At 71.9% G+C, this 25,403-nt stretch carries 20 protein-coding genes; 10 read left to right on the plus strand and 10 right to left on the minus strand.

What is annotated here, in order from left to right:
• Both CRP27_RS09090 and CRP27_RS09095 read right to left on the minus strand, forming a co-directional pair.
• Entirely contained in the window at positions 1–1,737 is a 1,737-nt protein-coding gene (locus tag CRP27_RS09090; RefSeq protein ID WP_097180403.1) for a dihydroxyacetone kinase family protein, read from the minus strand.
• On the minus strand, positions 1,734–3,107 hold the full coding sequence (locus tag CRP27_RS09095) for an MFS transporter (protein ID WP_097180404.1): 1,374 nt from the start codon (positions 3,105–3,107) through the stop codon (positions 1,734–1,736). Before CRP27_RS09095 ends, CRP27_RS09090 begins: the two co-directional genes overlap by 4 nt.
• Positions 3,108–3,272: 165 nt before the next feature.
• Here CRP27_RS09095 and CRP27_RS09100 point away from each other — a divergent pair, with 165 nt between their 5' ends.
• Positions 3,273–4,013: a FadR/GntR family transcriptional regulator gene (locus tag CRP27_RS09100; RefSeq protein WP_079238696.1), complete on the plus strand. Its 741-nt coding sequence runs from the start codon at positions 3,273–3,275 to the stop codon at positions 4,011–4,013.
• Positions 4,014–4,240: 227 nt separating this feature from the next.
• On the opposite strand, the gene CRP27_RS09105 is transcribed toward CRP27_RS09100, so the two are convergent.
• Positions 4,241–8,035 (minus strand): SGNH hydrolase domain-containing protein, encoded by a 3,795-nt coding sequence (locus CRP27_RS09105; protein ID WP_097180405.1) that lies wholly within the window; start codon positions 8,033–8,035, stop codon positions 4,241–4,243.
• Positions 8,036–8,364: 329 nt separating this feature from the next.
• Between CRP27_RS09105 and CRP27_RS09110 the strand changes: the two genes are divergently transcribed.
• Positions 8,365–9,009 (plus strand): bifunctional 2-polyprenyl-6-hydroxyphenol methylase/3-demethylubiquinol 3-O-methyltransferase UbiG, encoded by a 645-nt coding sequence (locus tag CRP27_RS09110; RefSeq protein ID WP_097180987.1) that lies wholly within the window; start codon positions 8,365–8,367, stop codon positions 9,007–9,009.
• 139 nt (positions 9,010–9,148) lie between these two features.
• Here the strand turns inward: CRP27_RS09110 and CRP27_RS09115 are convergent, their stop codons facing one another.
• From CRP27_RS09115 to CRP27_RS09130, 4 genes are all read right to left on the minus strand, one after another.
• On the minus strand, positions 9,149–10,057 hold the full coding sequence (locus CRP27_RS09115; protein ID WP_097180406.1) for a sugar phosphate isomerase/epimerase: 909 nt from the start codon (positions 10,055–10,057) through the stop codon (positions 9,149–9,151).
• Positions 10,054–11,265, minus strand: a complete 1,212-nt coding sequence (locus CRP27_RS09120; RefSeq protein WP_097180407.1) for a DUF993 family protein — start codon at positions 11,263–11,265, stop codon at positions 10,054–10,056. The genes CRP27_RS09115 and CRP27_RS09120 overlap by 4 nt, the downstream gene beginning before the upstream one ends.
• Complete coding sequence (locus tag CRP27_RS09125) at positions 11,262–12,491, minus strand: Gfo/Idh/MocA family protein (protein ID WP_097180988.1); 1,230 nt, start codon at positions 12,489–12,491, stop codon at positions 11,262–11,264. The genes CRP27_RS09120 and CRP27_RS09125 overlap by 4 nt, the downstream gene beginning before the upstream one ends.
• Positions 12,492–12,926: 435 nt before the next feature.
• Positions 12,927–13,967, minus strand: coding sequence for a LacI family DNA-binding transcriptional regulator (locus tag CRP27_RS09130; protein ID WP_097180408.1), 1,041 nt, complete (start codon positions 13,965–13,967; stop codon positions 12,927–12,929).
• Between the two features lie 236 nt (positions 13,968–14,203).
• Here CRP27_RS09130 and CRP27_RS09135 point away from each other — a divergent pair, with 236 nt between their 5' ends.
• The 7 genes from CRP27_RS09135 (at position 14,204) to CRP27_RS09165 (ending at position 22,353) form a co-directional block, all read left to right on the plus strand.
• The gene (locus CRP27_RS09135; RefSeq protein ID WP_255257514.1) at positions 14,204–15,484 is read left to right on the plus strand and encodes an extracellular solute-binding protein; all 1,281 of its coding nucleotides are present in this window, start codon (positions 14,204–14,206) and stop codon (positions 15,482–15,484) included.
• Between the two features lie 164 nt (positions 15,485–15,648).
• Positions 15,649–16,623 carry a carbohydrate ABC transporter permease gene (locus CRP27_RS09140; RefSeq protein ID WP_217990719.1) on the plus strand — a complete coding sequence of 325 codons (975 nt, stop codon included), beginning with the start codon at positions 15,649–15,651 and terminating at the stop codon, positions 16,621–16,623.
• Positions 16,620–17,558 (plus strand): carbohydrate ABC transporter permease, encoded by a 939-nt coding sequence (locus tag CRP27_RS09145; protein ID WP_255257515.1) that lies wholly within the window; start codon positions 16,620–16,622, stop codon positions 17,556–17,558. The genes CRP27_RS09140 and CRP27_RS09145 overlap by 4 nt, the downstream gene beginning before the upstream one ends.
• On the plus strand, positions 17,558–19,246 hold the full coding sequence (locus CRP27_RS09150) for a hypothetical protein (RefSeq protein ID WP_097180410.1): 1,689 nt from the start codon (positions 17,558–17,560) through the stop codon (positions 19,244–19,246). The genes CRP27_RS09145 and CRP27_RS09150 overlap by 1 nt, the downstream gene beginning before the upstream one ends.
• Complete coding sequence (locus tag CRP27_RS09155; protein ID WP_097180411.1) at positions 19,243–21,123, plus strand: DUF6807 family protein; 1,881 nt, start codon at positions 19,243–19,245, stop codon at positions 21,121–21,123. Before CRP27_RS09150 ends, CRP27_RS09155 begins: the two co-directional genes overlap by 4 nt.
• A gap of 51 nt (positions 21,124–21,174) precedes the next feature.
• Positions 21,175–21,669: a tetratricopeptide repeat protein gene (locus CRP27_RS09160; RefSeq protein ID WP_097180412.1), complete on the plus strand. Its 495-nt coding sequence runs from the start codon at positions 21,175–21,177 to the stop codon at positions 21,667–21,669.
• 75 nt (positions 21,670–21,744) lie between these two features.
• Entirely contained in the window at positions 21,745–22,353 is a 609-nt protein-coding gene (locus CRP27_RS09165) for a dihydrofolate reductase family protein (protein ID WP_097180413.1), read from the plus strand.
• Between the two features lie 57 nt (positions 22,354–22,410).
• On the opposite strand, the gene CRP27_RS09170 is transcribed toward CRP27_RS09165, so the two are convergent.
• From CRP27_RS09170 to CRP27_RS09180, 3 genes are all read right to left on the minus strand, one after another.
• Complete coding sequence (locus CRP27_RS09170) at positions 22,411–23,247, minus strand: ABC transporter permease (RefSeq protein WP_097180414.1); 837 nt, start codon at positions 23,245–23,247, stop codon at positions 22,411–22,413.
• Positions 23,244–24,164: an ABC transporter ATP-binding protein gene (locus CRP27_RS09175; RefSeq protein ID WP_097180991.1), complete on the minus strand. Its 921-nt coding sequence runs from the start codon at positions 24,162–24,164 to the stop codon at positions 23,244–23,246. The genes CRP27_RS09170 and CRP27_RS09175 overlap by 4 nt, the downstream gene beginning before the upstream one ends.
• 93 nt (positions 24,165–24,257) lie before the next feature.
• A complete protein-coding gene (locus CRP27_RS09180) occupies positions 24,258–24,893 on the minus strand; it encodes a hypothetical protein (RefSeq protein ID WP_141399727.1) in 636 nt (211 codons plus the stop codon).
• 86 nt (positions 24,894–24,979) lie between these two features.
• On the opposite strand from CRP27_RS09180, the gene arr reads away from it, so the two are divergent.
• Positions 24,980–25,390 carry an NAD(+)--rifampin ADP-ribosyltransferase gene (arr, locus tag CRP27_RS09185; protein WP_097180416.1) on the plus strand — a complete coding sequence of 137 codons (411 nt, stop codon included), beginning with the start codon at positions 24,980–24,982 and terminating at the stop codon, positions 25,388–25,390.
• Positions 25,391–25,403: the final 13 nt, after the last annotated feature.

Genomic DNA, 25,403 nt, shown 5'->3' on the forward strand with positions numbered 1-25,403 from the left:
TTACTTCTCGGTCTTGTCGGAGGTCGCTGCGAGCGTCGCGAGGACCGCGGCGGTGATGAGGGCGAACGAGATCGCGCCGGCGTCCGGGGTGCCGACCGCGTCCTCGCCGTGGGTGCGGGCACGGCCCATCCGCGGCAGCAGGTCGGCGGTGGCGTCGGCCGCGGTCGTGGCGGCGGCCGAGGCGGCGGACCAGGCGGTGACGAGGTCGTCGCCGGCCGCGGTGCGGGCGGTGAGCACCTCGTCGAACGGGACGAGCGCGTCGACCATGGTCTTGTCACCCGGGACGGCCCCGAAGGCGAGGACGGCCTCGGTGGCCGCACCGACGGCCTGCGCGACGGTGGCAGCCGACGGACGCTGGTCGTCCCCGAGGACGCGACCCAGTGCCTCCAGGGCGGCTCCCCAGATCGCACCGGACGTGCCGCCGGCCTTGTCGGACCACGCGTCGCCGGCGACGGCGAGGACGGAGCCCGCACCGGCGCCGCGCGCGGCGGCGTCCTGCGCGGCCGCGTCGGCGGCGGTGGACCCGCGCTGCATGCCGATGCCGTGGTCGCCGTCACCGGCGACCGCGTCGATCCGGCCGAGCTCGTCGGCGTGGGCGTCGATGGTGGTCTTGATCGCCTCGATCGCGGTGGCGACCGTCGTGGCGCTGGCCCGCGACTCCTCCGAGCCCACCGTGACCGGTACCGCTTCGCCCTGCTCGAGGACGTCGGCCGGGACGCGCTCCTGCGGCACGGCGCCTCCCTTGCGGTAGGCGGGGGCATCGGCGGGCGCCGCCCAGAGCTGCTCGAGTTCGTCGTCGAGCCAGAAGAGGGTGAGGGAGACCCCGGCCATGTCGAAGCTCGTGACGAGTTCCCCGACCTCGGGCTCGACGACGACGGCGCCGGCCGCGGTCAGTCTGCGCTGCACGGCGTCGAAGACGACGAAGAGCTCCTCGTACTTGACGGAACCGAGGCCGTTGAGGATCGGGACGACGCGTGCCCCGTCGACCGCGACACCGGACGGGAGCTCCGTGAGCAGCTTCTCGACGAGCAGCTCCGCGAGTCCGTCGGCGGTCGGCACGTCGGCTTCGTCGATCCCCCGTTCGCCGTGGATGCCCATGCCGATCGCCATGCGGCCCTCGGGGACGGTGAAGAGGGGCTCGTCCGCACCGGGGAGCGAGCACCCGGAGAAGGCGACGCCGAAGCTGCGGGTACGGTCGTTCGCACGGGTGGCGACGGCCGTGACCTCGTCGAGGCTGCGGCCCTGCTCGGCGGCGGCACCGGCGACCTTGAAGACGCAGAGGTCCCCCGCGATGCCGCGGCGCTTGTGGGCCTCGGCGCTCGGGGCACTCGCGACGTCGTCGGTCACGCGGACCGTGCGGACGTCGATGCCCGCCTCGGTCAGGGCGCGCGCCGCTGCGTCGAAGTTGAGCACGTCGCCGGCGTAGTTGCCGTAGCTGAGCAGCACCCCGCCACCGTGCTCGGACGCCTTCGCGACCGCGGTGACCTGCTGCGCGCTCGGGCTGGCGAACAGGTTGCCCATCGCCGCACCGGCCGCGAGTCCGTGCCCGACGAGGCCGCCGAACGCCGGGTAGTGGCCGGAGCCACCGCCGACGACGAGCGCGACGGTGCCCTCGGGGCTGGTCGTGGCGCGGGCGACACCGCCGTGGACCTTCCGCACCCGGGCCCGGTTCGCGGCGACGAAGCCGTCGACCATCTCGTCCGCGAAGTCGGCCGGGTCGTTGAACAGACGGGTCATGCGTGGGTCTCCTGGGCGGTCTGCTGCGGTTCGGCCGCTTCGTGCTGCTTCGTGTTCCGGGCGAGGGTGAACATCAGGACGCTCGACAGCACCATGAAGAAGCCGACGATGAACATCGGGACCTGGTAGCCGCCGGTCCACTCGCTCACGGCGCCGGTGATGTACGGGGCCGCGAAGCCGCCGAGGTTGCCGACGGTGTTGATGAGCGCGACGCCCGCTGCCGCCGCGGCGCCGGTGAGGAACTGCGTCGGCACGGTCCAGAAGTTCGGCAGCGCTGCGAAGATCGAGCACGCGGTGACCGCGATGACGGCGACCGTGGCGGCCGGGCTGTTCATGTAGAGCGCGACCGGGATGCTCAGACCACCGACGAGCGCCGGGACCGCGATGTGCCAGACCCGGACACCGCGGCGGAACGCGTCACGCGACCAGAAGTAGAGGACCACGGCGGCGGGCACGTACGGGATCGCCGTGATGAGGCCCTTCTGGAACAGGTCGAACGTCGTGCCGAACTGCTCCTGGAAGCCGTCGATGATCGTCGGCAGGAAGAAGCTCAGGGCGTACAGGCCGTAGATGAAGCCGAAGTACACGGCGGCCAGCATCCAGACACGACCGGAACCGAAGGCGGCGCGCAGACCCCCCTTGCCGTGCGCGTTCCCCTCCTTCTGGCTGTTCTCCTTCGCGAGGGCGCTCTCGAGCCACAGCTTCTCGTCCTCGTCGAGCCACTTCGCCTGCGACGGCTTGTCCTTGAGCACGAACAGGCACAGGATGCCGACGATGATCGCCGGGATCGAGACGCAGAGGAACATGAAGCGCCAGCCGGCCAGGCCGCCGAGCAGGCCCTCGTGGGTCATCAGCCAACCGGCGAGCGGCGACCCGATGACGCTGGTGAGGGGCTGCGCCAGGTAGAACAGCGCGAGCATCTTGCCGCGGTGGCGTGCCGGGACCCAGGTGGAGAGGAACAGGATCGCGCCGGGGAAGAAGCCGGCCTCGGCGATGCCGAGCAGGAAGCGCAGTCCGACGAGCTGCGGGTAGTTCTGCACCCACGTGAAGAGCAGCGAGACGATGCCCCACGTGATCATGATGCGGGCGAGCCAGACCCGGGCGCCGAACTTGTGGAGCGCCAGGTTGGACGGGACCTCGAGCACGAGGTAGCCGATGAAGAACACGCCGGACGCGAAGCCGAACTGGGCGGCGGTCAGACCGAGGTCCGCCTCCATGCCGTTCGGGGCCGCGAAGGAGATCGCGGTCCGGTCCAGGAAGTTGATGAAGAACATCAGTGCCACGAAGGGCACGATGCGGATCGCGATCTTGCGGATGGCCGTCTTCTCGACGACCGAGGTGGGGATGCCTCGCGTGGCGGGGATGTCCACGATGACTCCTGCTCGGTGGGGTGGTGCTCCGCGGGGCTGCTGCGCCGGGCACGGAGGTGGCGCATCGGTGCGCACGGACCAGTGTGCGCGGTCGTCCGCAACTTGTCAACCGGTTGACCAAACGATTGGAGCCCGAACCGGTTGACCGAACGGTACGCTCACTGCATGCCCGCGTTCAGCCCGGACGACCCGCTCAACATCCGCCTCGAACTCGAGTCGGTACCGGCGGGGTCGCCCGCCTCCGAGGTCGCCCGACAGCTCGTCTCCCTGCTCACCGCGGGCGAGCTGGCCCCCGGCTCGCGGCTGCCTTCTGAGCGGCTCCTGGCCGAACGGCTCGGGGTCGGCCGATCCGCCGTGCGCGAGGCCCTCGCCGCTCTCGAGATCCTCGGCATCGTGCAGATCCGGCCCGGCTCGGGCACGTACCTGCAGGGCGGCACCTCGGACCTGCTGCCGACGACCCTGTCGTGGGGGCTCATGCTCGCGTCGAACCGGACGCGGGAGCTGCTCGAGATCCGGTCCTCGCTCGAGCGGACGGCCGCGATCCTCGCCGCTCAGCGTGCGACGCCCGCGCAGCTCGAGGAGCTCCAGACCTACATCGACCGGCAGCACGAGACGCTCGACGACCCGGACGCCTTCATCGACGCCGACGTCCGGTTCCACGTGCTGCTCGCGCGCTCCGCGGGGAACGACGTGCTCGCCGACCTGCTGCAGAGCCTCCGGTCGATGCTCAGCGTGTGGGTCGGCCGCCGGGTCCGCACCCGCCAGGCGACCGAGGCCGCGTACGAGGAACACCGGGCGATCCTCGACGCGCTCCGGGCCGGGGACGTGCTCGCCGTGCAGCGGGCGATGGACGACCACATGGCCACGGCGAGCGCCCGCATCGAGCACGCCGGTCCGGCGGACTGAGCGCGGAGCGGGCGGTCGTCGGCGGCACGCGCCCCGCGTCCGCGTCGCGCGTCCCAGGTCCCGCGTCCCGCGAAAGCGACACGCTGCCGGGATGTCCCTCCGTCGCACCCGGCAGAGCGACAGTGTGCCGCCGGAGGTCGGCGGCACACTGTCGCTTTTGCGAACGCGCCGCGCCCCGGCCGACCGCCGGTGGCCTCCCGCCGACCGCCGACCGCAGGCGCCCGCGCCTACGTGCGCAGCAACGGCGCCACGAGCGGCTCGAGCCACCGCGAGTACGCCGTCGACATGTGCGTCTGGTCGCGGTACACGAGCTTGTCCTGCACCACCACCGGGCACCCGTCCTCGGTGCAGAACCAGTCGCGCGGCTCCACGGTCGGGACCCCGGCCGCCCGCACGGTGTCGGCGACGTCCTCGTGCCGCCCGGACACCGCGTAGGCGCGCTGCTCGGACTGGTTGCACTCCCCCACGGTGTCGAGGTGCTCGGCCACGCAGGACACCGCGTCGCCCTCGGGGACCGGGGTGTCGAGCATGTACACGGTCCTGAGACCCGCTGCCTGCATCGTGGCCGCGGTCTCGGCGGTGCCGTCCGCCCACGTGGTGTTCGACACCTGCTTGCCGGGCACGTTGTCCGACTGCGCCATCACCACGAGGTCCGGGGCGAGGGCCTCGATGCGCCGCATGGACGCGTCCCGCCACTCCGGGCACTCCGTGTAGGTGCGCTTCAGCGAGGAGTTGAACAGCTCGACGTCCTGGGCGACCGGGCAGGCGGCCTTCGTCCAGGCGACGACCTTCCAGCCCTCGGACTTCCCGGCCGCGTCGAACGCGGGCAACCACTGCTGCGCGTGCGAGTCGCCCCACAGCACCACGGTGCGAGAGCCGGTCGGGTCGCCGTACACGCACGCCTTCTGCTCGATCTGCAGGTAGCCCGCGTGGCAGCCGTTGTCCGTGGAGTCCGGCTGGTCGTCGGCCGCCGCGGTGAGGCTCGGGGTGAGGTTCGCCGGCACGTCCGACGTCTGCAGCGCGGACTGGATCGTGGTCTGGATCTCGGCGGAGTCCCCCTGGTCGAGCTGCGCCGCCTGCACGGTCCCACCGCTGCCGACGAGCGCCGGCACCGAGAACACGACCACCACCGCGGTCGCCGTGGTCACCGCCGCGGCGCCCGCTCCGACCGCCGCCCACCGGATGCGCTTCCAGCGGGCACGCGCCGACGGCGACTCGATGAGGTGGTACGTGATGGTGGCGACCCAGAGGGCGACCGCCATCACCTCGAGCTTCTCGAGCCAGCCGAGGTCGCGGTTCACCATCACGGGGACGAGCACGACCATCGGCCAGTGCCAGAGGTACCACCCGTAGGACACCTTGCCGATCGCCTGGAACGGCTTCAGCTGGAGGACGGTCTCGACGGACCCGCGCCGGTGGACGCCACCGCCGGCGATGACCGCGCAGGCACCGAGGACCGGCAGGAGCGCGGCGGTGCCGGGGAACGGCGTCTCGTCGGAGTACAGGAACGCGCTCGCCAGGATCGCGCCGAGGCCGAGCCAGGTGAGTGCGATCTGCAGCACGCCCGGGATCCGTGCGACGTACCGGGCGCCGAGCGCCAGGACCGCCCCGGCGGCGAGCTCCCACGCGCGGGTCTGCATCGAGAAGTACGCCAGCGGTGAGTCGTGTGCCGTGATCGTGACGGACGCCCACATCGATCCGCCGAACACGAGCGCGACGACCGCGGTCATCGGCAGGCGACGGTGGCGCTTCCAGAGCACGATCGCCAGGGTGAGGACGAGCGGCCAGAGCAGGTAGAACTGCTCCTCGACGCCGAGCGACCAGAAGTGCTCGAGCGGCGAGGCCGGGCCGTCCGCCGCCTGGTAGTCGACGCCCTGTGCGGCGAGCCGGTAGTTCAGCGCGAAGAACGTCGCCGCGACACCGTCCCACGCGACGTTCGACGCCCGGAGGATCGAGTCGAACACCCGCGTCGCGACCACGGTGACGCCGATCACGAGGAGCGCCGTGGGGAGCAGCCGTCGGATGCGACCGGCGTAGAAGGACCCGAAGTCGATGCGGCCGTTCCGCTCGACCTCGCGTAGGAGTTGCCCCGTGATGAGGAAGCCCGAGATCGCGAAGAAGACGTCGACCCCGACGTACCCGCCCGTGAGGACGGGCGCTCCCGCGTGGTAGACGACCACGAGCAGCACGGCGATCGCTCGCAGCCCCTGGATGTCCGGCCGGAAGCGGCGCGGCCCGGCGGCCTGCGGACGCTCGGCCTGCACCGGTTCCTCGACGGGGGCGGCGGTCGTGGGGAGCGCGACCGGGTCCAGCCGCTCACCGAACGCAGGAGGCGTCGGACTGGAGGCGCGGCTCGGCTCCGGCAGGGAGCCGACCGGTGTCGACGGGGTCACCACCGGCGAGCGCCGGGCCCGCTTGGGCGCAGCGGGGACCGTCAGGAACAGCATCGGGACCTGCACGTAGGCGTGGATCGCGGCGAGGATCCACATCGCCCAGAGCATGTCGAACCCGTACCGGACGGTGGCCCAGGCGAGTCCCGTCCACGTGACGAGGAGCGAGACGGTGACGGTGATCCGCATCACCCTGGCGATCTGCGTACCGAGCGGTGTGGTGATCTTCTTCGCGGCGCCGGTCGGCACCCACTCCCGGGTCGTGCCGGTGAGGACGTGCACGATCGCGACCGCGTGGGCGAAGGAGTACAGCGTCTGGATCCGGAGGACGTCGATGCGCCAGCGGGACTTGTACATGATCGGGACGACCACGAACCACATCACCATCGCGCCGAGGAGCCACACCGAGTTCTGCGGCATGATCCACTGCGGCAACCCGAACAGCATCACGAGTCCGGGCAGGGGCGACAGGAACACGTTCACCGCGGTGGAGATGTAGTAGAGGAAGCCCGACCAGAAGCACATCCGCTGCCGCAGGCTGATGTGCGGGTTCTCGTGGAAGGTCGTGTCGGCGAGGAGCGACATCGAGCCCGTGCACCAGCGGTACTGCTGGTTGAGGAACGAGGCGAGGTCGTCGGGGCACATGCCCTTCGACACGATGATCGGCACGTAGCGCACCAGGAACCCGACGCGCATGAGGTTCACGCCCGTGTGGACGTCCTCCGAGTGCCCGATCTGGGCGAACCCTCCGGCCTGCTCGAGGGCCGCTCGACGGTAGATCGCGCACGTGCCGACGCAGATCGCGGCGTTCGAGCGGTCGCGGGCGGGCTGGATCCAGCGGTAGAAGAGCTCCTGCGTCGCGCCGGCGGTCCGTTGCAGCCAGTGCATGCCCTTCTGCGCGTCGAAGAACTGCGGCGACTGCACGATGCCGAGCGCCTGGTCGTCGAAGTACGGGACCAGCTCGTGCAGGTAGTCGGCACGCGGCGCGAAGTCGGCGTCGAACACGGCGATGAGGTCCCCGTCCGACTGCTCGTAGCCGTACCGGAGGTTGCCGGCCTTCTTGAGGTGGCCGCGGTTCGGTCGGACCTCGTACCGGAACCCGTGCCGGCGGGCGAGCTCGGCCACCTCGGGCCGGTCCCCGTCGTCGAGCACGTACACCGTCAGGGTCGTCGGCCAGCGGAGCTGCGCCACCCAGTGGTAGGTGTTCTCGAGGATCGCGATCGGCTCCCCCGCCGTGGGCAGGAACACGTCGACGGTCGGGTACCTGGCCGGTTGCCACCCCTGGACGCGCTCGATGTGGTCGCGCTTGCCGAAGCGCTTGCGCCGGGAGCTCGTGGCGAGCGAGATGCACAGCGTCAGGCAGTACAGCGTCGTCGGGATGAGGAACAGCAGGAGCCCCGGAGCGGACGTCGAGAAGCGCCAGATGCTCGACGCGATGAGGGCGAACGCGGCGGCCTGGGCGAAGAGCATCCAACGGTGCTGCGCGCCCATGTACCAGTACTTCTCGCGGTCGGTGGGCGGGGTGGGGAGGTACGGCGGCTCCGCCACCGCCACCGGGGGCCGGGACTCCTGATCCGTGCTGTTCGTGGTCGACGCGTTGCGCGCGTCGACCACCGTGTCCGTGGACGTCATGTCGGGCCTTCCCCTGGTTCAGGCGTGACGAATGGCGTTGCAGTGGTGCAGGTACGGTGCGGTGCGGCGGTGCCGTGCGGTGATCGTTCGATGCTGACGGCTCCTCGTGCACCGCGAGTGACCGGCCGGTTACGCGGACCTGGCAGTGTGCCCCTCGAACGGGGGACAGCCGTCCCCCTGGTGCCGACGGGCCGGGAAGGCGATCGGCCGCACGCTGCCGATCGGGACCTGTCCCCCGGTCCGCCCCGCCGTTCACACCGCGAGCCGCGGCGTTGCCGGTTCGGCAACGGTGCTTGTCCGGCGAGCGCGGGATGCGGTGGAGTGACGGCATGCACACGCACCAGGAGCCGACCGACACGACCGCCCGCGCCTGGTGGGAGGCCCGTTACGCCGAGCGCGACGGCATCTGGTCGGGCCGGGTGAACGCGGTGCTCGCCGACGTCGCCGACGCACTGCCGACGGGGCGGGCGCTCGACCTCGGGTGCGGGGAGGGCGGCGACGTGGTGTGGCTCGCCCGGCAGGGGTGGGACGCGACCGGGGTGGACCTGTCCGTGACGGCGATCACGCGTGGCTCCCGGGCCGCGGTCGCCGCGGGCGTGGAGGACCGCACGGCGTTCGTCGCGGCGGACCTGGACGCGTGGGACACCGCGGCACGGTTCGACCTGGTGACGGCCTCGTTCCTGCAGTCGTGGCCGGTGCAGATCCCACGGGAGGCGATCCTGCGCCGGGCCGCCGGGCTCGTGGCGTCCGGCGGGCACCTGCTCGTGACGGCCCACGCCGCACCGCCGCACGGCGACCTGCCCGAGGAACTGCGGGCGTACCGGTTCCCGACGCCGGAGGAGGACCTCGCAGCGCTCGACCTCGACGACTCGTGGGAGGTCCTCGCCGCCGAGCTCCGGCCGCGCACGGCGACGACGCCCGAGGGTGCGCCGCACGAGGTGCTCGACAGCGTGGTGCTCGCCCGGCGGCCCTGACCCACCCGGGCGGGCCTCGCTCCGGCATTGTGCGAGGTTCCGCGCTCCGTGGGACGCGCCGAGCCTCGCACGACGCGTGGGACCTCGCACCCTGCGCGGCGGCGCCGCGTCCGACCCCGCACGGTGAGGTCGGCGGACCTCAGCGGGGCAGGGGCACCTCGGACGCGAACGCCCGGACGACGCGGTCGACGACCTCCGCCGCCGGGGCGTCCCACACCGCTTGGTTGAAGATCTCCACCTCGACGTCATCGGAGTAGCCGGCGGCGGTCACGGCAGCGGTCACCGGCCCGAAGTCGATGTGCCCGTCGCCCATCACACCGCGGGACAGCAGCGGGTCGGCGGCGATCGGGGTGAGCCAGTCGCACACCTGGTAGCTCGCGATCCGACCCGCAGCGCCCGCGCGGGCCACCGACGCTGCGAGTTCCGGGTCCCACCAGACGTGGAACGTGTCCACGACCACCCCGACGGCAGCGGCCGGGAACGGCGCTGCGAGGTCGAGGGCCTGCGCGAGGGTCGACACGACGGCCCGGTCGGCGGCGTACATCGGGTGCAGCGGTTCGACGGCGAGCTGCACGCCGACGTCGAGCGCGTGTGGAACGAGGTCGGCGAGGGCGCCGGCGACACGGCCGCGGGCGCCGACCAGGTCGCGGGACTCGCCGGGCAGTCCGCCGGCGACGAGCACGAGCACCGGCGCGGACCCGGGCGCTCCGGCCTCCGCCAACGCCGCCGTCTCGTCGATCGCCCGCCGGTTGTCGTCGAGCGCGCGCTGCCGATCGGTGCCGGGTGGGAGGGTGAAGAAGCCACCGCGGCAGTGCGACGACACCCGGAGGCCGGAGTCGGCGACCATCCGCACGGCCTCGTCCAGTCCGACCTCGGCGACGGGTTCCCGCCACGTGCCGATCGCCTGCACACCGGCGCCGCGGACGGTGTCGAGGGCGTCCCGCAGCGAGGCGTACTTGATCGTCGCCTGGTTGATCGACAGTCGTGGATGCGGGTGTGCAGAGCCAGGGACCGCACCGGTCCGCGCGGCCTGCACCGAAGGGCTCACGCGACCACCCCGGAGAGCGGGCGGTCGGCGGGGGCCGAGCCGCGCCTCCCGGCAGCCACCGGCACCCCTGCCACCGCGAGCAGGTCGTGCCAGCGCGACGCCGCGAGCGACGGGTCCTCGAGCGCGCCGCAGGCGTTCGCGAGCCGCACCGTCTCGGACAGGTGCGGTAGCGAGCGGCCGGCGTGCTGGCCGCCGACCATGGCGAAGGCGGGCTGGTGGCCGTTCAGCCAGGCGAGGAACGCGATGCCGGTCTTGTAGTGCCAGGTCGGGGCGCTGAAAACGTGACGGGACAGCGCCTCGGTGGGGCCGAGCAGGGCGCGGTAGGCGGCCTCGTCGGGGAGGGCCTGCACGGCAGCGGAGGCGATCGGCGCCACCGCGGCGAACGCCCCGAGCAGGGCATCGGAGTGGTTCCGGTCCGTCCCGGCGATGAGGTCGACGTAGTGGAAGTCGTCGCCCGTGAACATCCGGACGCCCGCGGGCAGTTGGTAGCGGAGGGCGACCTCGGCCCGGGCGTCGAGCAGGCTCATCTTGATGCCGGCGACCCTCGACCCAGCGTCGCCCATGATGTCCAGCACGGTGTCGGGGCCCTGCTGGCCGCCGAAGTACCCGGCGAGGGCGGGGTCGAACGCCTCCCCCAGCCAGTGCAGGACGACCGGCGCACCCGCACGCTCGATGACCTCGCGGTACACGCGGCGGTAGGTGGCAGGATCGCCGCCGGCCAGGCGAGCCAGGTGCCGACTCGCCATGAGCACGACCCCCGCGCCGGCGTCCTCGGCGTGGTGGAGCTGGGCGACGTACGCGTCGACGATCTCCTGCTCGGTGGCGACCTGGTCCGGGAGGTCGTCGGTGTTCACGCCGATGACGATGCGGCCGCCGACGGACTGTGCCTCGCGGGCGCTGCGCGTCACGAGCTCGCGGGTGGCCGCCGGGTCGAGCCCCATGTTCCGCTGCGCGGTGTCCATCGCGTCCGCCACACCGAGGCCCCACGACCAGAGGTGGTGCCGGAACGCCAGGGTGGCGTCCCAGTCCAGGTCGGCCGGGGCGCCCGGGGTGTTGTCGGCCGCGACGCGCGGGACGACGTGGGCTGCGGCGTACACGACGCGCTCGGTGAGCGGCGCGGTCGGCTTCGCCGCGGCCGTCACGGCCGGCTCGCGCAGGTCGACGCGGCTGGTCGTGCCGTCGGGGGCGAGGAGGGTCAGGGTGGTCATGCGCGTGCCCCGACGGTCTCGGTTCGCTGCACGACTTCTGGGACGTCGGCGCGGGCGGCGCTGTCGACGCTGTCGCCTTGGAGGCGCGGCTCGGCCCCGGCGGGCAGGCTCAGCTCCGGCAGGTCGATGCGTCGACCCTCGGCGCTCGACCGCAGACCGGCCTCCGCGAGCGCCACGCCGCGGGCACCCGACAGCAGGTCGTACGGGTGCGGGCGACCGGCGACGAGGTCGCGCAGGAAGTCCTCCCACTGTGCGCGGAAGCCGTTGCCGAACTCCTCGTTGTCGGGGACCTCGAGCCACTGCCCGCGGTAGTCCCGCTCGTCCTTGAGGTCCGGGTTCCACACCGGCTTCGGTGTCGCCGTCCGCGGCTGGATCCGGCACCCGAACAGGCCCGCCACGGCGCTGCCGTCCGTGCCGTCCACCTGGAACTCGACGAGTTCGTCGCGGTCGACGCGGACCGCCCACGACGAGTTGATCTGCGCCGTGATGCCACCGGCGAGGTCGAACACGCCGTAGGCCGCGTCGTCGGCGGTCGCCTCGTACGCCGAGCCCTGCTCGTCGGTGCGCTCCTCGATGTGCGTCACCGCGCGGGCGTACACCGACTCCACGCGGCCGAACAGCTGCTCGAGGACGTAGTTCCAGTGCGGGAACATGTCGACGACGATGCCGCCGCCGTCCTGCTTCCGGTAGTTCCAGCTCGGTCGCTGCGCGCTCTGCCAGTCCCCCTCGAACACCCAGTAGCCGAACTCGCCCCGGACGCTGAGGACCTTCCCGAAGAACCCGGAGTCGATCAGGCGGCGGAGCTTACGGAGCCCAGGCAGGTAGAGCTTGTCGTGCACGACGCCGTTCGGGACGCCCGCCGCGGCCGCGAGTCCGGCGAGCTCGAGCGCCTCGGCGGAGGTCTCCGCCGTCGGCTTCTCGGTGTAGATCGCCTTGCCGGCGGCGATCGCCTTCCGCAGGGCACCGGCTCGGGCGCTCGTCACGGCGAAGTCGGCGAAGACGTCCCAGCGCGGGTCGGCGAGGGCGGCGTCGAGGTCGGTCGTCCAGTGCTCGATGCCGTGGCGCATGGCGATCTCCTCGAGCGTCGCGGCGTTCCGGCCGACCAGGACCGGTTCGACCTGCAGCCTCGTGCCGTCCGGAAGGAGGAGCCCGCCGTCGTCGCGGATGGCCAGGATCGACCGGACGAGGTGCTGGCGGTACCCCATGCGTCCGGTGACGCCGTTCATGATGATGCCGATGGTGCGCGTGGTCAACGCGTGCTCCCTTGCTCGCTGTGGCCCGCTTCCCGATCAACGGGAAAGCGCTTGCCGGAACCGTACACCACGTGCCGGGCCGATCGCATGCGCGTGTTCGTTCGTGTGCGTTCCGAGGCGGGGCCGCCGAGAGGTCAGAACACGCCGCTCACGTCCGCCGAGCGGGCACGAATCGTCCCACTCAAGCCCTCGGAGCGGCAGTTCGTGCCCGCTCGCCGCGACGCACCCGGGCGTGCGCGAGCATCGGCGCACGCGACCCCCGGCTCGCTTGAGCGGGCACGACCTGCCGCTCACGTCCGCCGAGGTGGCACGAATGGTCACGCGCGAGCGTCGAGAGCGACACATCGTGCCCTCTCGAGGTCGACCGGCCCGCCCCGACGTGACCCGCCCCGACCCGGCCCGGCAGCCCTACCGCGCGGTGCTCGCGCGCAGCACGACCTCGCCGTCGACGGCCCCGTCGACCTCGACACCGAGGGCTCGCCGCACCGCCCGCGCCCCGATGTCCTCGAGGGGCAGCCGCACCGTGCTCAGCGCCGGCACGACGTCGGCGAGCATCTGCACGTCGTCGAAGCCCGCGACACCGACGTCGACGCCCGGCACGAGCCCGCGCTCGCGGATCGCCGCGACCGCCCCCACCGCCATCAGGTCCGTCACCGCGAACACGCACCGCGGCAGCACCGGACCGCCGTCGGCAGCGGCGTCGAGCAGCGCGGACATCGCCCGGTACCCGCCGTCGCGCGAGAACTCCGACGGCACGATCGCCCGGTCGGGGACCCGGAGACCGTGCGCCGCGAGCCCCGCCACGAAGCCGTCCACCCGAGCCCGGGCGGTGACGAGCTCGGGGTCCCCGGCGAGCACCGCGAACGATTCGTGCCCCTGCTCGACGAGCGCTCCGGCGAGGGCCGCGGCGCCACTGAGGTTGCGGATGACCAGGGGTTGCACGCCCTCCACGCCCGTGACCGCGCCGTCGAGGTCGGACACGAGTGCCGACACCCCTGCGCCGGCGGCGACCAGCCCGGCCACCGCGGCCGCGACCTCGCCGCCCGCGCCGAGCCGTCGACTCACCGCGAGGACGACCGCGCGTGGCCGGAGTCCGGCGACGACGCCGAGCAGCGTGGCCTCCCGCGCGGGGTCACCCCCGGTCGACGTGATGGTGACGACGAGTCCGGCCTCGTCGGCAGCCCGGATCGCCCCGGCCGCGATCGCCGCGAAGTACGGGTCCGCGATGTCCCCGACGACCAGCGCGAGGGTCGTCGTGGTCCCGCGGGCAACAGCCTGCGCCTGCACGTTGGCGGTGTAGCGGAGCGCCTGAGCGGCCTCGTGCACGCGCTCGACCGACTCCTGCCGCACCTTCCGCGTGCTGCCGTTCAGCGCCCGCGAGGCGGTCGCGAGCGACACGCCTGCACGCGCCGCCACGTCTGCCAGGGTGACGTTGCTCCGTTCAGGCATGTCGCGCCTCCAGTCCGGTCTGCGCCGTGCGTCGTCTGTGGCGAGGATAGCGATTTCCGAGGAGGCACGGATCGCCGCCGCACCGCAGGTGCGGCGGCCAGGTCACAATGTCTCGACATTCGCAAGGAAAGCGCTTGCCCTGAGCGCTCACGTCGTGTAGACCTTGTGTCCTCGGCCGAGACATCCCGAACGCTCGCCCGCGGCACAGACCGTGGTCCCGAACGAAAGCAGTGACGATGAAGTCATCCAAGAGAATGCTCGCGCTCGCCGGCGGGATCGCCGCGCTCGCGCTCCTGAGCGGCTGTGCGTCCGGCAGCTCGGGGTCGAGCGAGAAGGTGGACAACCTCACCTTCTGGCTCAGCACCTCGACCGCGCAGGAGAAGGGGTACCAGGACCTCGCGACCGCGTACGAGCAGAAGACGGGCGTCACGGTGAAGATCGTGAACCTGCCCTACGACGGGCTGCAGACGAAGCTCCGCGAGTCGGCACAGGCGAACTCGCTCCCCGACGTCGTCCGCGCCGCGGGCATCGACCCGATCTGGACCGGCAAGACCGTCGACCTGTCCTCGATCGTGGACGACGACGCGAACAAGATCGACGAGGACATCATCGCGAAGGACGACGACGGCAAGGTCACCTCGATCCCGTCCGACGTCACCGCGGCCGGACTCTTCGTGAACAAGTCGCTGTTCGACGAGGCCGGCGTCTCGTACCCGACCGACCCGGCGAAGGCGTGGACCTGGGACGAGTTCCTGCAGGCCGCCGACCAGGTGAAGGCGAAGACGGGCGCGAAGTACGACCTGACCTTCGACTCCTCGCCGTCGCGCCTGCGTGCGTACATGTTCACCAAGGGCACCGACTTCATGCAGCAGGCGAAGGACGGCTCGTTCCCGACGGATGCCAAGACGGTCACGGCGCTGCAGGACTTCGCCGACATGAACGACGACTCCACCATGCCGAAGTCCGTGTGGACGAGCGGTCAGGACCCGAACGCGCTGTTCAAGAGCGGCCAGGTCGTCGCCTACTTCTCGGGCGTGTGGCAGTCGTCGGACTTCGCGTCGAACATCACCGACTTCGAGTGGGCGAGCGCCGCGACCCCGGCGGACCCGACCCACGCGACCGAGATCAACTACGGCGGCAACATCGTCGGCTTCCAGAACTCCGATGCCCGCGGCGCAGCGGCGAAGAAGTTCATCCAGTACATGTACGACCCGACGAACTACGCGAAGCTCGTCACGACGAACGGCTTCCTGCCCGTCGAGACCGGGTTGGACATCACCTACCCGTTCGAGTCGCAGGCCGCCAAGGACTCCTTCGCGCTGTACCAGAAGGAGATCGACGCCGCCGATCCCATCTCGAGCTCCTACGCCAAGGAGAGCGCGAAGTGGGCAGTCGAGGGCAAGGAGCTCGGCACCGACCCGACCACGGCCGAGGTCGGCAAGCTCATTAACGGGCAGCAGTCGGCGAAGAAGACCCTCGAGACGATCACGAAGTACTACGAGGACCACGTGGGGTGACCGACGGGCCGGGCGCGTGTGCGCCCGGCCCCTGGCGTCCGCCTCCCCCGCTCTGCCCGACGCCCGCCGCGCCCGCCGCCGGCGCCGCCCGGCGCCCATCCCGCCCCGCAGCTCCAGCTCCAGCTCCAGCTCCAGCTCCAGCACGACGAACGAAGAGGATCATCGTGAGCATCCCCACCGCAGCCGGCGACGTGCAGACCGCCGTGCCCACCCCGGTGCCGCCTCGGCGGCCTGGTGCCACGAGGACGACCAAACGTCGACGCTCCGGCGTCAGCAAGCCCGTCCTCGCCCCGATCCTGTTCGTCAGCGTCAACGCGGTGCTCTTCGTCGTGTTCTTCGTGTGGCCCGCGGTGATCGGCCTCGGCTACTCGTTCACCGACTACAACGGTGTCGTCGCCCCGAAGTTCATCGGTCTCGAGAACTACTTCCAGCTCTTCGCCGACGACACCTTCTACGCGGCGCTCGCACGCACCTTCCTCTACGCGGTCGTCGCGGTCCCGCTCGGCTTCGTGCTCGCGCTGTCCATGGCGCTCATGCTGACGAGCCCCGCCGCGAAGGGCCGGAGCGTCGCCCGCATCGTGTTCTTCGTGCCGTGGCTCATCTCCCCCATCGTCACGGGTGTGATCTGGCGGTGGATGTTCGGCGAGAACTTCGGGCTGGCGAACTTCGTCATCGAGTCCCTCGGTGGCAAGGCCGTGCCGTGGCAGTCCAACGCGGACCTGTCCCTGCTCGTCGTGGTGTTCGCCACCGCGTGGGCGGGCGCGGCGTTCAACATGCTGCTGTTCGTCGCCGCGATCCGGAACGTGCCGCAGTCCTACTACGAGGCCGCGTCGCTCGACGGTGCCGGCGCCTGGCACCAGTTCCGCTACATCACGCTGCCGAGCATCGCCCCGACGTCGTTCATCGTGATCCTGCTGTCCTCACTGGGGGCGTTCAAGGAGTTCGCGACCATCCAGGCGCTCAACGGCGGCGGCCCCGGCACCGACAACAACCTGCTCGTCCAGTACATCTACACGAACGGGTTCCAGAACGCCCACATCGGCTACGCGAGCGCGGCGTCGATGGTCCTCATGCTCATCCTCATGGCCATCGCGCTCATCCAGCTGGCCGTGAACCGCCGGACGGAGGCCCGTCGATGACCGCCACCCTGCCCAGCGCCCCCGGCGCGTCCGGCGCACACGGAGCACCCGGCGCGTCCCGCTCGTCAGCGACGGACCACGAGACGAAGACCAAGCCCGCGCACGGCGGCAACCGCGCGCCGCGTCCCCGTGCCATCGCCGCGACCGCTCTGCTCTGGGTCTTCATCATCGCCTTCGGCTTCCCGGTGCTCTGGTTCGTCCTCAGCGCGTTCAAGCCCGGCGGCGAACTGTTCTCGTACCCGCTCACCCTGCTGCCGAAGAACTGGTCGGTCAGCGGCTTCACCGAGGCCTGGGCCAGTTACGACTTCGCCCGCTACTTCGGCAACACCGTCATCGTCGCCCTGGTCACCACCGTGCTCACGGTCCTGGCGAGCGCCGCCACCGGGTACGCCCTGGCGAAGTACGACAACCGGTGGCTCAAGGTGTTCTTCGTCTGCATCCTCGCGACGACGATGCTCCCCACCGAGGTCATCCTCGCCCCGACGTTCATCGTCATCCGGGACCTCGGCATGTACGACTCGCTCGCGGGCATCATCGTGCCGTCGGTGATCACCGCCACGGGCATCTTCATGTTCCGGCAGTTCTTCATCACGGTGCCGGACGACCTCGTCGAGGCCGCCCGCATCGACGGTGCGAGCGAGTTCGGGATCTTCTGGCGGATCATGCTGCCGATCTCGCGTCCGATCATGCTCACACTGGCGATCTTCTCGTTCCAGTGGCGGTGGAACGACTACATCTGGCCGCTGCTCGTGCTGAACGACCCGCACCAGTTCACGATCCAGATCGCCCTGCAGAGCATCGTCGGCGCGGAGAACGTCAACTGGACGGTGCTGCTGGGCGCCTCGGTGATCTCGATCATCCCGCTCGTGCTCATCTACCTGGTCTTCCAGAAGTACGTGAACGGCGCGGACCTCAACGCGGGCCTCAAGGACTGATGGGCTTCCTCGACCTCGTCGGTCCGGCCGCCGACGCCGACGCGGCTCGCCTCCGGCGCACCGACGACGACCCCGCGACGCTCCAGCACCGGGAACTGATGGCGCGTGCCCTCACGCTGGTCGGCGCGTGGGCCCGGAACCGGCCTGGAGGCACGGATCGCCCCGACGACGCCGACCTCGCCACCGCGCACGGCTGGGTCCGGCACCTCGCCGCCCGGCAGTCGCCGGGCGGGACCTTCGTCGGCGGCGACAACGTGCTCTCCCCGCCGGACTCCGCGTTCACCGTGAACGACGTGTGCGACGCCCTCGAGCTCCTCGCGCCGCACCGTGCGACCGTGCCGGCGGCCGGGGCACTCGCCGACGACCTGGACGGGATCGTGCACCGTGCGACGCCCGCACTGCTGACCGGCGGGGTGCACACGCCGAACCACCGCTGGGAGATCTCGGCTGCGCTCGCCCGCGTCCACCGATTGCTCCCCGACCCGGCGCTCGTCGAACGCATCGACGCGTGGCTCGCCGAGGGCCCGGACATCGACGACGACGGCCTGTGGTCGGAACGGAGCCCGAACTACGCGGCCGCCGTCTCCTGCCCGTCGTTCCTCGTGCTCGCCGAGGTGCTCGGTCGCCCCGCGCTGCTCGACCCGGTCCGCCGGTCCCTCGACGCGACGCTCGCGCTGCTGCTGCCGGACGACACCGTCGAGACCGTGCAGTCCCGCCGGCAGGACCAGTCGAAGCCGTTCGGCATCGGGGCCTTCGCTCCCCTGCTCTGGCACGTCGCGGTCCTCGACGGCCGTCACGACCTGGCCGCCGTGGCCGCCCGCGCCGCGACCGCCGAGATGTGGCAGCCCGGGGCGGTCGCCGCGCGCGCCATGACCGACCCGCTCCTGGCGCAGCCGTTGCCCGGCGGCGACCCGCTCCCGGTCGGCACCACCGCGTTCACGGGCGCCCGGCTCGTGCACGTCCGCGAGGCCGACCGCGACGTCGTGCTCTTCGCCGGCTCGGACGTCCCGGCGCAGGGGCACGTGCGCTCGGGGCTGGCGAACAGCCCGACCTTCCTGCGTGTGTTCGCCGGTTCGGTCGTGCTGTCCGACGTGCGGCTGTCGCGGGAGTTCTTCGGTCTCGGGCCGTTCCGCCCGACCGAACTCGACGTGCTCGACGTGCTCGACGACGGACGCTTCCGGTTGACCGAGCGGGTGACGGCGGGCTACCACCAGCCGCTCGCCGCCGAGACGCGCCGCCCGCTCGGTGACTACGACCTGACGGACGAGGGACGGTTCTCGGCGTCGATGTCGTTCGGCGACCGCGCGCTGGACTCGGTCGCGCTCACGACGACGGTCGACGTGGCCGTCACACCCGGCGAGGTCGTGCTCGACGTCGAGACCGCGGGTGCCGACGTGCCGTGGTCGCTCCAGCTGACCTTCCGCGCCGGGGGTACCTTCTCGGGTGTGAGCACCGACGCCGGCACCGGGGAGCGTGTCCTCGACGCCGGGACCGGGTCGTACCGGGTCGGCAGCGACACCGTGACGTTCGGCCCCGGCAACGGCTCGGGGCCCGGCCAGCCGGCGTTCTACGCGCCCGGCCAGGACTACGCCTTCCTCGGCGGCACGGACCGGCCCGACGGCGAGCACGTGCACGTCACCGGGCGTTCTCCGGGCCGCACCCGAATCGTGATCGGCACCGCTCGATGAGCCTGCCCGGCGTGGTGCTCGTCGGCGCGCGCGGCTTCGGCCTGCACCACCGCGCGAACATCGACCGGCTCGTCGCTGCCGGAGTGTGCGGACTCACGGCGGTCGTCGACCCGACCCTCGGCACGGAGACGGACGGCGGTGTCCCGGTGGTCACCGACGTCGCCGCCGCTGCGCGAGTCGGGTCGGTCGACGTGGTGGTCGTCGCCGCTCCGATCGGCGCGCACCTGCCGCTGGCGCTCGCTGCTCTGGAAGCCGGGGCGGACGTCCTGCTCGAGAAGCCACCGGTGACGACGCGCGCGGCACTCGCGACACTGCTGGACGCGGCGGACCGCTCCGGCCGCGTGGTCCAGGTCGGGTTCCAGAGCCTCGGGTCGCACGCGATCCCGGCTCTCCGCTCCGGCGAACTCGTCGGGGCCGTCCGCTCCGCCGCGGCCGTCGGGACCTGGACCCGGAACCAGGCGTACTGGGACCGCTCCGCGTGGGCCGGACGTCGACGGTTCGGCGGGGTGGACGTCCTGGACGGCGTCGTCACGAACCCGCTCGCGCACGCCGTGGCCACCGCACTCGCGCTGGTCGGTTGCCGCCGTGCCGACCAGGTCGCCCGTGTCGAGGTCGAGCTGTACCGGGCGAACGCGATCGAGGGCGACGACACCTCGGCCGTCCGGGTCACCACGACGGCCGGGCTCGAGGCGACCGCGGCGCTCACCCTCTGTGCTCCGTCCGAGGTCCTGCCCACCGTGCGGGTCCGTGGCACGACGGGCGCGGCGACACTCGGCTACACGACGGACGAGGTCACCGTCGACGGGGTCACGCGGGACCTCGGTCGGACGGACCTGCTCGAGAACCTGCTCGCCCACCGCTCCCGCGGCGACGAGCTCCTGGTGCCGCTCGAGTCGACCGGCACCTTCGTCGAGGTGCTCGAGGCCGTCCGTGCGACCGAGCCGGTGCAGATCGACCACCCCTGGGTGACGGGGGAGGGCGAGGGCCCCGAGCGCCGGCCCCTCGTCGCGGACGTCGAGGCGATCGTCGACCGAGCCGCCGACCAACGCGCCCTGTTCTCCGAGGTCGGTGCTCCGTGGGCGCACACCACCCGCGACGAGGTCCTGCAGGAGCTCCTCGTCGACGGCACCCCGGTCGCGACGATGCTCGACGGCGCGGGGACCATCGCGACGTCGTCCCCCCGCCCGTACCTGCACCCCGTGCGGACGCTCCGCGGCACGACCGTGAGCGCCCACCACCCGCCGGACCACGACTGGCACTGCGGCGTCGGGTTCGCGATCCCGGACTTGGACGGGGTGAACTGCTGGGGCGGCCGGACGTACGTGCACGGCGAGGGCTACGTCTGGCGCGACGACCACGGCAGCGCGGACGTGCCGCACGCCGAGCTGCACGGACACGCGCTGCAGCAGGAGGTCGTCTGGCGCGGGCCCGATCGCGCGGTCACCCTCCACGAGGACCGATCCCTGGCCTGGCGCGCCGTCGACCGAGGCTGGGAGCTGACGTGGTCGTCCTCCTTCCGGACACCGGGCGACGCCGTCGTGCACCTCGGTGGCCCGGGCAGCAACGGCCGCGTCGGTGCCGGCTACGGCGGGTTCTTCTGGCGCTTCCCGCCGTGCGCGGACATCACGGTCCGGACGGCGGACGCCACCGGCGAGGACGCCGTGCACGGGTCGGTCGCACCGTGGATCGAGTGGTCGGCCGTGTTCGACGGGGCCCCGGCGGCGGTCCGCCTCGAGGCGCTCGACCACCGCGACCCGTGGTTCGTCCGTGCTGCGGAGTACCCCGCGATCGGGTCCGCCCTGGCGTGGAGCGAGCCGGCTATCGTCTGTCCGGGCATCCCCCTCGTGCGCTCGTTCCGCGCGACCGTCACCGACTGAGCACAACCAACCCCGTGCCGATGCGCGCGGACACCCCGCTACGGTGTCCGGATGACCGACACCGACTGGGAAGCCCGCGTCGTCGCACTCTGGGCCGACGACACGATCGACGACACCACGCGCATCGACCGCATGCACGAACTCGCCTCGGCCGCCCCGCACCCCGCCCTCGGAGCGTTCGAACTCGGCGGCTCGCTCGACTCCGCCGGCCACGAGGCCGAGGCCGACGTCCACTACACCGCCGCCACCGCCGCCGGCCTCGCGGAGATCGACCCCACCCGTGCCGCCCAGCTCGTGGTGCAGCACGCGTCGACGCTCCGGAACCTGGACCGGGTCGACGAGGCGATCGCGATGCTCCGGGACGCACCCACCCACCCGTCGACGGGCGCTGCCCCGCGGGTGTTCCTCGCGCTCGCCCTGCACAGCGCCGGCCGGTACGACGAGGCCCTGCGCGTCGCGATCGAGGCCGTCGAGCCCACCCTTCCCCGCTACAACCGCTCGGTCCGCGCCTACGCCGCAGCGCTCACCGAGCCCGACCCCGCGTAGGGAGCATTCGCCCACCCGCACGCGCCTGCCCCGCGCGCGTATGCTCGGCGCCACCGCCCGACGAAGGAGTCAGCGATGCCCGCACGGTTCGTGTACTGGATGAACATCTCGCTCGACGGCTTCATCGAGGGCCGTCCGGCGCCGGCTGGCGACCTCGGCGCACCCGACTGGATCCGCATCGACGAGCAACTGCACCGCTTCTTCAACGAACGGGCGAAGGCGATGACGATGGGCGTCGAGGGCCGCGTGATCCACGACATGATGGACCCGTTCTGGCCCGATGCCCGGACCGACGAGTCGCTGCCTGACTACCTCCGCGAGTACGGCGAGATCTGGACCGAGCAGCCGAAGATCCTCGTGTCACGCTCCCGCACCGCGGCAGACCACAACACGACGATCTACGGCGACGACGCGATCGCCCGGCTCGCCGAGCTCCGCCAGGAGTCCGAGGGCGACATCGGCGTCGGCGGTGCGGACCTCGCCACGCAACTGCTCGCCGCGGGCCTCCTCGACGAGCTCCTGCTCTTCACCCACCCGGCGGTCCTCGGAGCCGGCCGGCCGCTGTTCGACTCCCCCGCCGACGCGATCCGGCAGCCGCTGCAGCTCGAGCTGCTGGAGCAGCGCCGCTTCGACAACGGCGTCACGATGCACCGGTACGAGATCCTGCGGACCGCGACCAAGTGACGGACTGGAGGCACGGTGCCAGCTGGCACCGCGCCTCCAGTCCGCATCGCGGTCGCGTCAGACGTCGCGTCGGCGCGCGACCGACAGGGCAAGCGCACCGATCACCACGACCTCGGCCACGAGGACGGCGAACCCACCCCAGCCGTTCAGCACGACCCCGTCCTGCTGCGCGCCCGTGTAGGAGTACGTGTAGAGCTGCATCCCCGCCTGGTCGGGCAGGAACTTCGCGATGTCGAGCACCCACTGCTGACGCATCAGGTTGCCGATGCCCGACAGGACGATGGGGAGCACCAGGAGGATGCCGACGGTCACGGCGATGCCACCGGCACTCGACCGCAGGAGCAGCCCGATGCCGTACGCCAGCAGGGCGAGGAGCGTCACGTACACCGACGAGCCGAGGATCGGCAGGAAGACCGACGGGTCGCCGATCGCGACGTCGGCACCCTTCGCCGACTGCAGCGCGGTGGACAGGAGCACGCCGATCCAGGTGGAGACGATGCTCACGACGAACGTCGTCACCGCGAGGACGGTCGCCTTCGCCAGGATCACACCGGTCCGGCCCGGGTCGGCCGTGAACGTCGAGCGCACCTGGCCGGTGCCGTACTCGCCCGTGATGATCAGCACGCCGAGCACGCCGACCACGAGCGCGGTCAAGCTGACGCTGGCGGTGTTGATGCTCACGAAGCTGCCGTTCAGGGCGTCCTGCGGGACGTCACTGCCCGGCGCGCCGACGGCACCGCCGAGCAGTGCCGCCATCCCGACCGTCACGGCGACGAGGATGGCGTAGCACCACCAGGTGGACCGGATGCTGCGGAGCTTGATCCACTCGCTGCGGATCAGTCGGCCGAACCCGAGCCGGACGGTGACGGGCAGGGCGGTGGCGGTGGCGGTCATCGGGTGCCCTCCGATCGGTACTCGACGTCGTCGCGGGTGAGGGCCATGTAGGCCTCCTCGAGGCTGGCGCCCACCGGGGTGAGCTCGTGCAGCGGCACGCCGACCTGCGCGGCGATGTTCCCGACCGTCACGGCGTCCGGACCGACGACCAGGAAGGTGCCGTCCTCGCGCGGGGTGATCGACGCGTTCGGGCCGATCGCCTGGAACAACTGGTCCGGCGCGGGCGTCCGGACGACGACACGACTGCCGCCGCCGTTCGCCGCGCCGCCGGCCACGAACTCCTGGATCGGGGCGTCCGCGAGCACCCGGCCACGGCCGAGGACGACCACGCGGTCCGCTGTCTGCGCCATTTCGCTCATGAGGTGGCTCGACAGGAAGACGGTTCGACCGTCGGCGGCCATCCGTCGAGCGAGCTGCCGGACCCAGAGCACGCCGTCCGGGTCGAGTCCGTTCACCGGCTCGTCGAGGATGAGGCTCTTCGGGTCGCCGAGGAGTGCCGCCGCGATGCCGAGCCGCTGACCCATGCCGAGGGAGAACCCGCCGACGCGCTTCTTGGCGACCGACTCCAGGCCGGTCATGTCGATGACCTCGTGCACACGGGACTTCGGGATGCCGTGCGTCGCGGCGAGGGAGAGCAGGTGGTTGTACGCGCTCCGACCCTGGTGCACCGCCTTCGCCTCGAGCAGCGCGCCGACCTGCCGGAGCGGGTCGCGGAAGCTCCGGTACGGCTGACCGTTCACCGTCGCCCGTCCCGCGGTGGGGCGGTCGAGTCCCATGATCATGCGCATCGTGGTGGACTTCCCGGCGCCGTTCGGGCCCAGGAAGCCGGTCACGCTGCCCGGCCGCACGACGAACGAGACGTCGTCGACGGCGGTCTTCGGACCGTACTGTTTGGTGAGGTGCTCGACTTCGATCACGGCGGCCACGCTACGGGAGCGGTGCCCCCGGCCGCGTCCGCCCTGAGGGGGAGATGCCGTGCACCGCGCGACGGACCCGACGCGTCCGATCCGTCAGCCGCCCGCGCCCAGCGCGATCACGGCACGGAGACCGGACCAGTCCGCACGGTGGCCGGGGTCGATCGCCGTCCGGCAGCGTCCCGCGAACTCGGCTGCCCGCAGTGCGAGGTCGGGACCGAGCGGCTCCGCGAGCAGCGCATGCGCCTCCGACGCGCGGGCGTCCAGTGGCGATCCGGACCGGTGGTGGTCGGTGCCGGTCTCAGCGTCGATCGCGACCATCACGTCGACCAGGGCCGTCCGGACGATGCCGAGCACGAGGTGCATCCCGATCAGGTCGTTCCGACGGCCGAACCGGACCGCGGCGAGCGCGGCGTCGAACCGCACGCTGTCGTCCGCCGGCGGTGTCGGCAGCCGGACGCGCTCCCCCAGCACGGTCAGGTCGACCCGCCGCCCGTCGACCAGCACGAGCCGGAGCGTCTGCGTGGTCTCGGTCTCGTGCTCCTGCCACGCCCACGGCGTGCTGTCGAGCAGCGCCTCGGCGTCGACGTCCGCCGTGAGGGTGAGCGTCACGTCCACGTCACTCCAGCCGTCGAGCGTGCCGGGCTCGGTCACCGAACCGTACGGCTCGACCGTGCTGCCGGCGGGTACCTGCGAGCGGATCCGCTCGAGGAGGTCGGTCTGCCACGTCATGCGGGCAGCGTACGCGCGAGCCGGGGCGACCTCGGCGAGCACATCCGCACGGTGCAGCGCACGATCGGCAGCGCTAGCCTGTCGCCGTGAGCGACGCGCTGGACGACGGGCCCTTCTTCCACGGGACGAAGGCGGACCTCCGTGTGGGAGACCTGCTGACCGCCGGATTCCGGTCGAACTACCGGCCCGAGGTCGTGATGAACCACGTGTACTTCACCGCGCTCCGTGACGGTGCCGGGCTCGCCGCCGAGCTCGCGACGGGCGACGGGCTCCCCCGCGTCTACGAGGTCGAGCCGACCGGCCCGTACGAGGACGACCCGAACGTCACCGACAAGAAGTTCCCCGGCAACCCGACGCGCTCGTACCGCAGTGTCGAGCCGCTGCGGGTGGTCGCCGAGGTGCTCGACTGGCCGCGGCTGACGCCAGAGGCCCTGCAGGCGTGGCGCGACCGGCTGGCCGTGCTGCGGGCCGACGAGCGGGGCGAGATCATCAACTGACGGCGCTCGACCG

Source organism: Curtobacterium sp. 314Chir4.1 (genome assembly GCF_900215175.1).
In the GTDB taxonomy this organism is placed as follows: Bacteria; Actinomycetota; Actinomycetes; order Actinomycetales; family Microbacteriaceae; genus Curtobacterium; species Curtobacterium pusillum_A.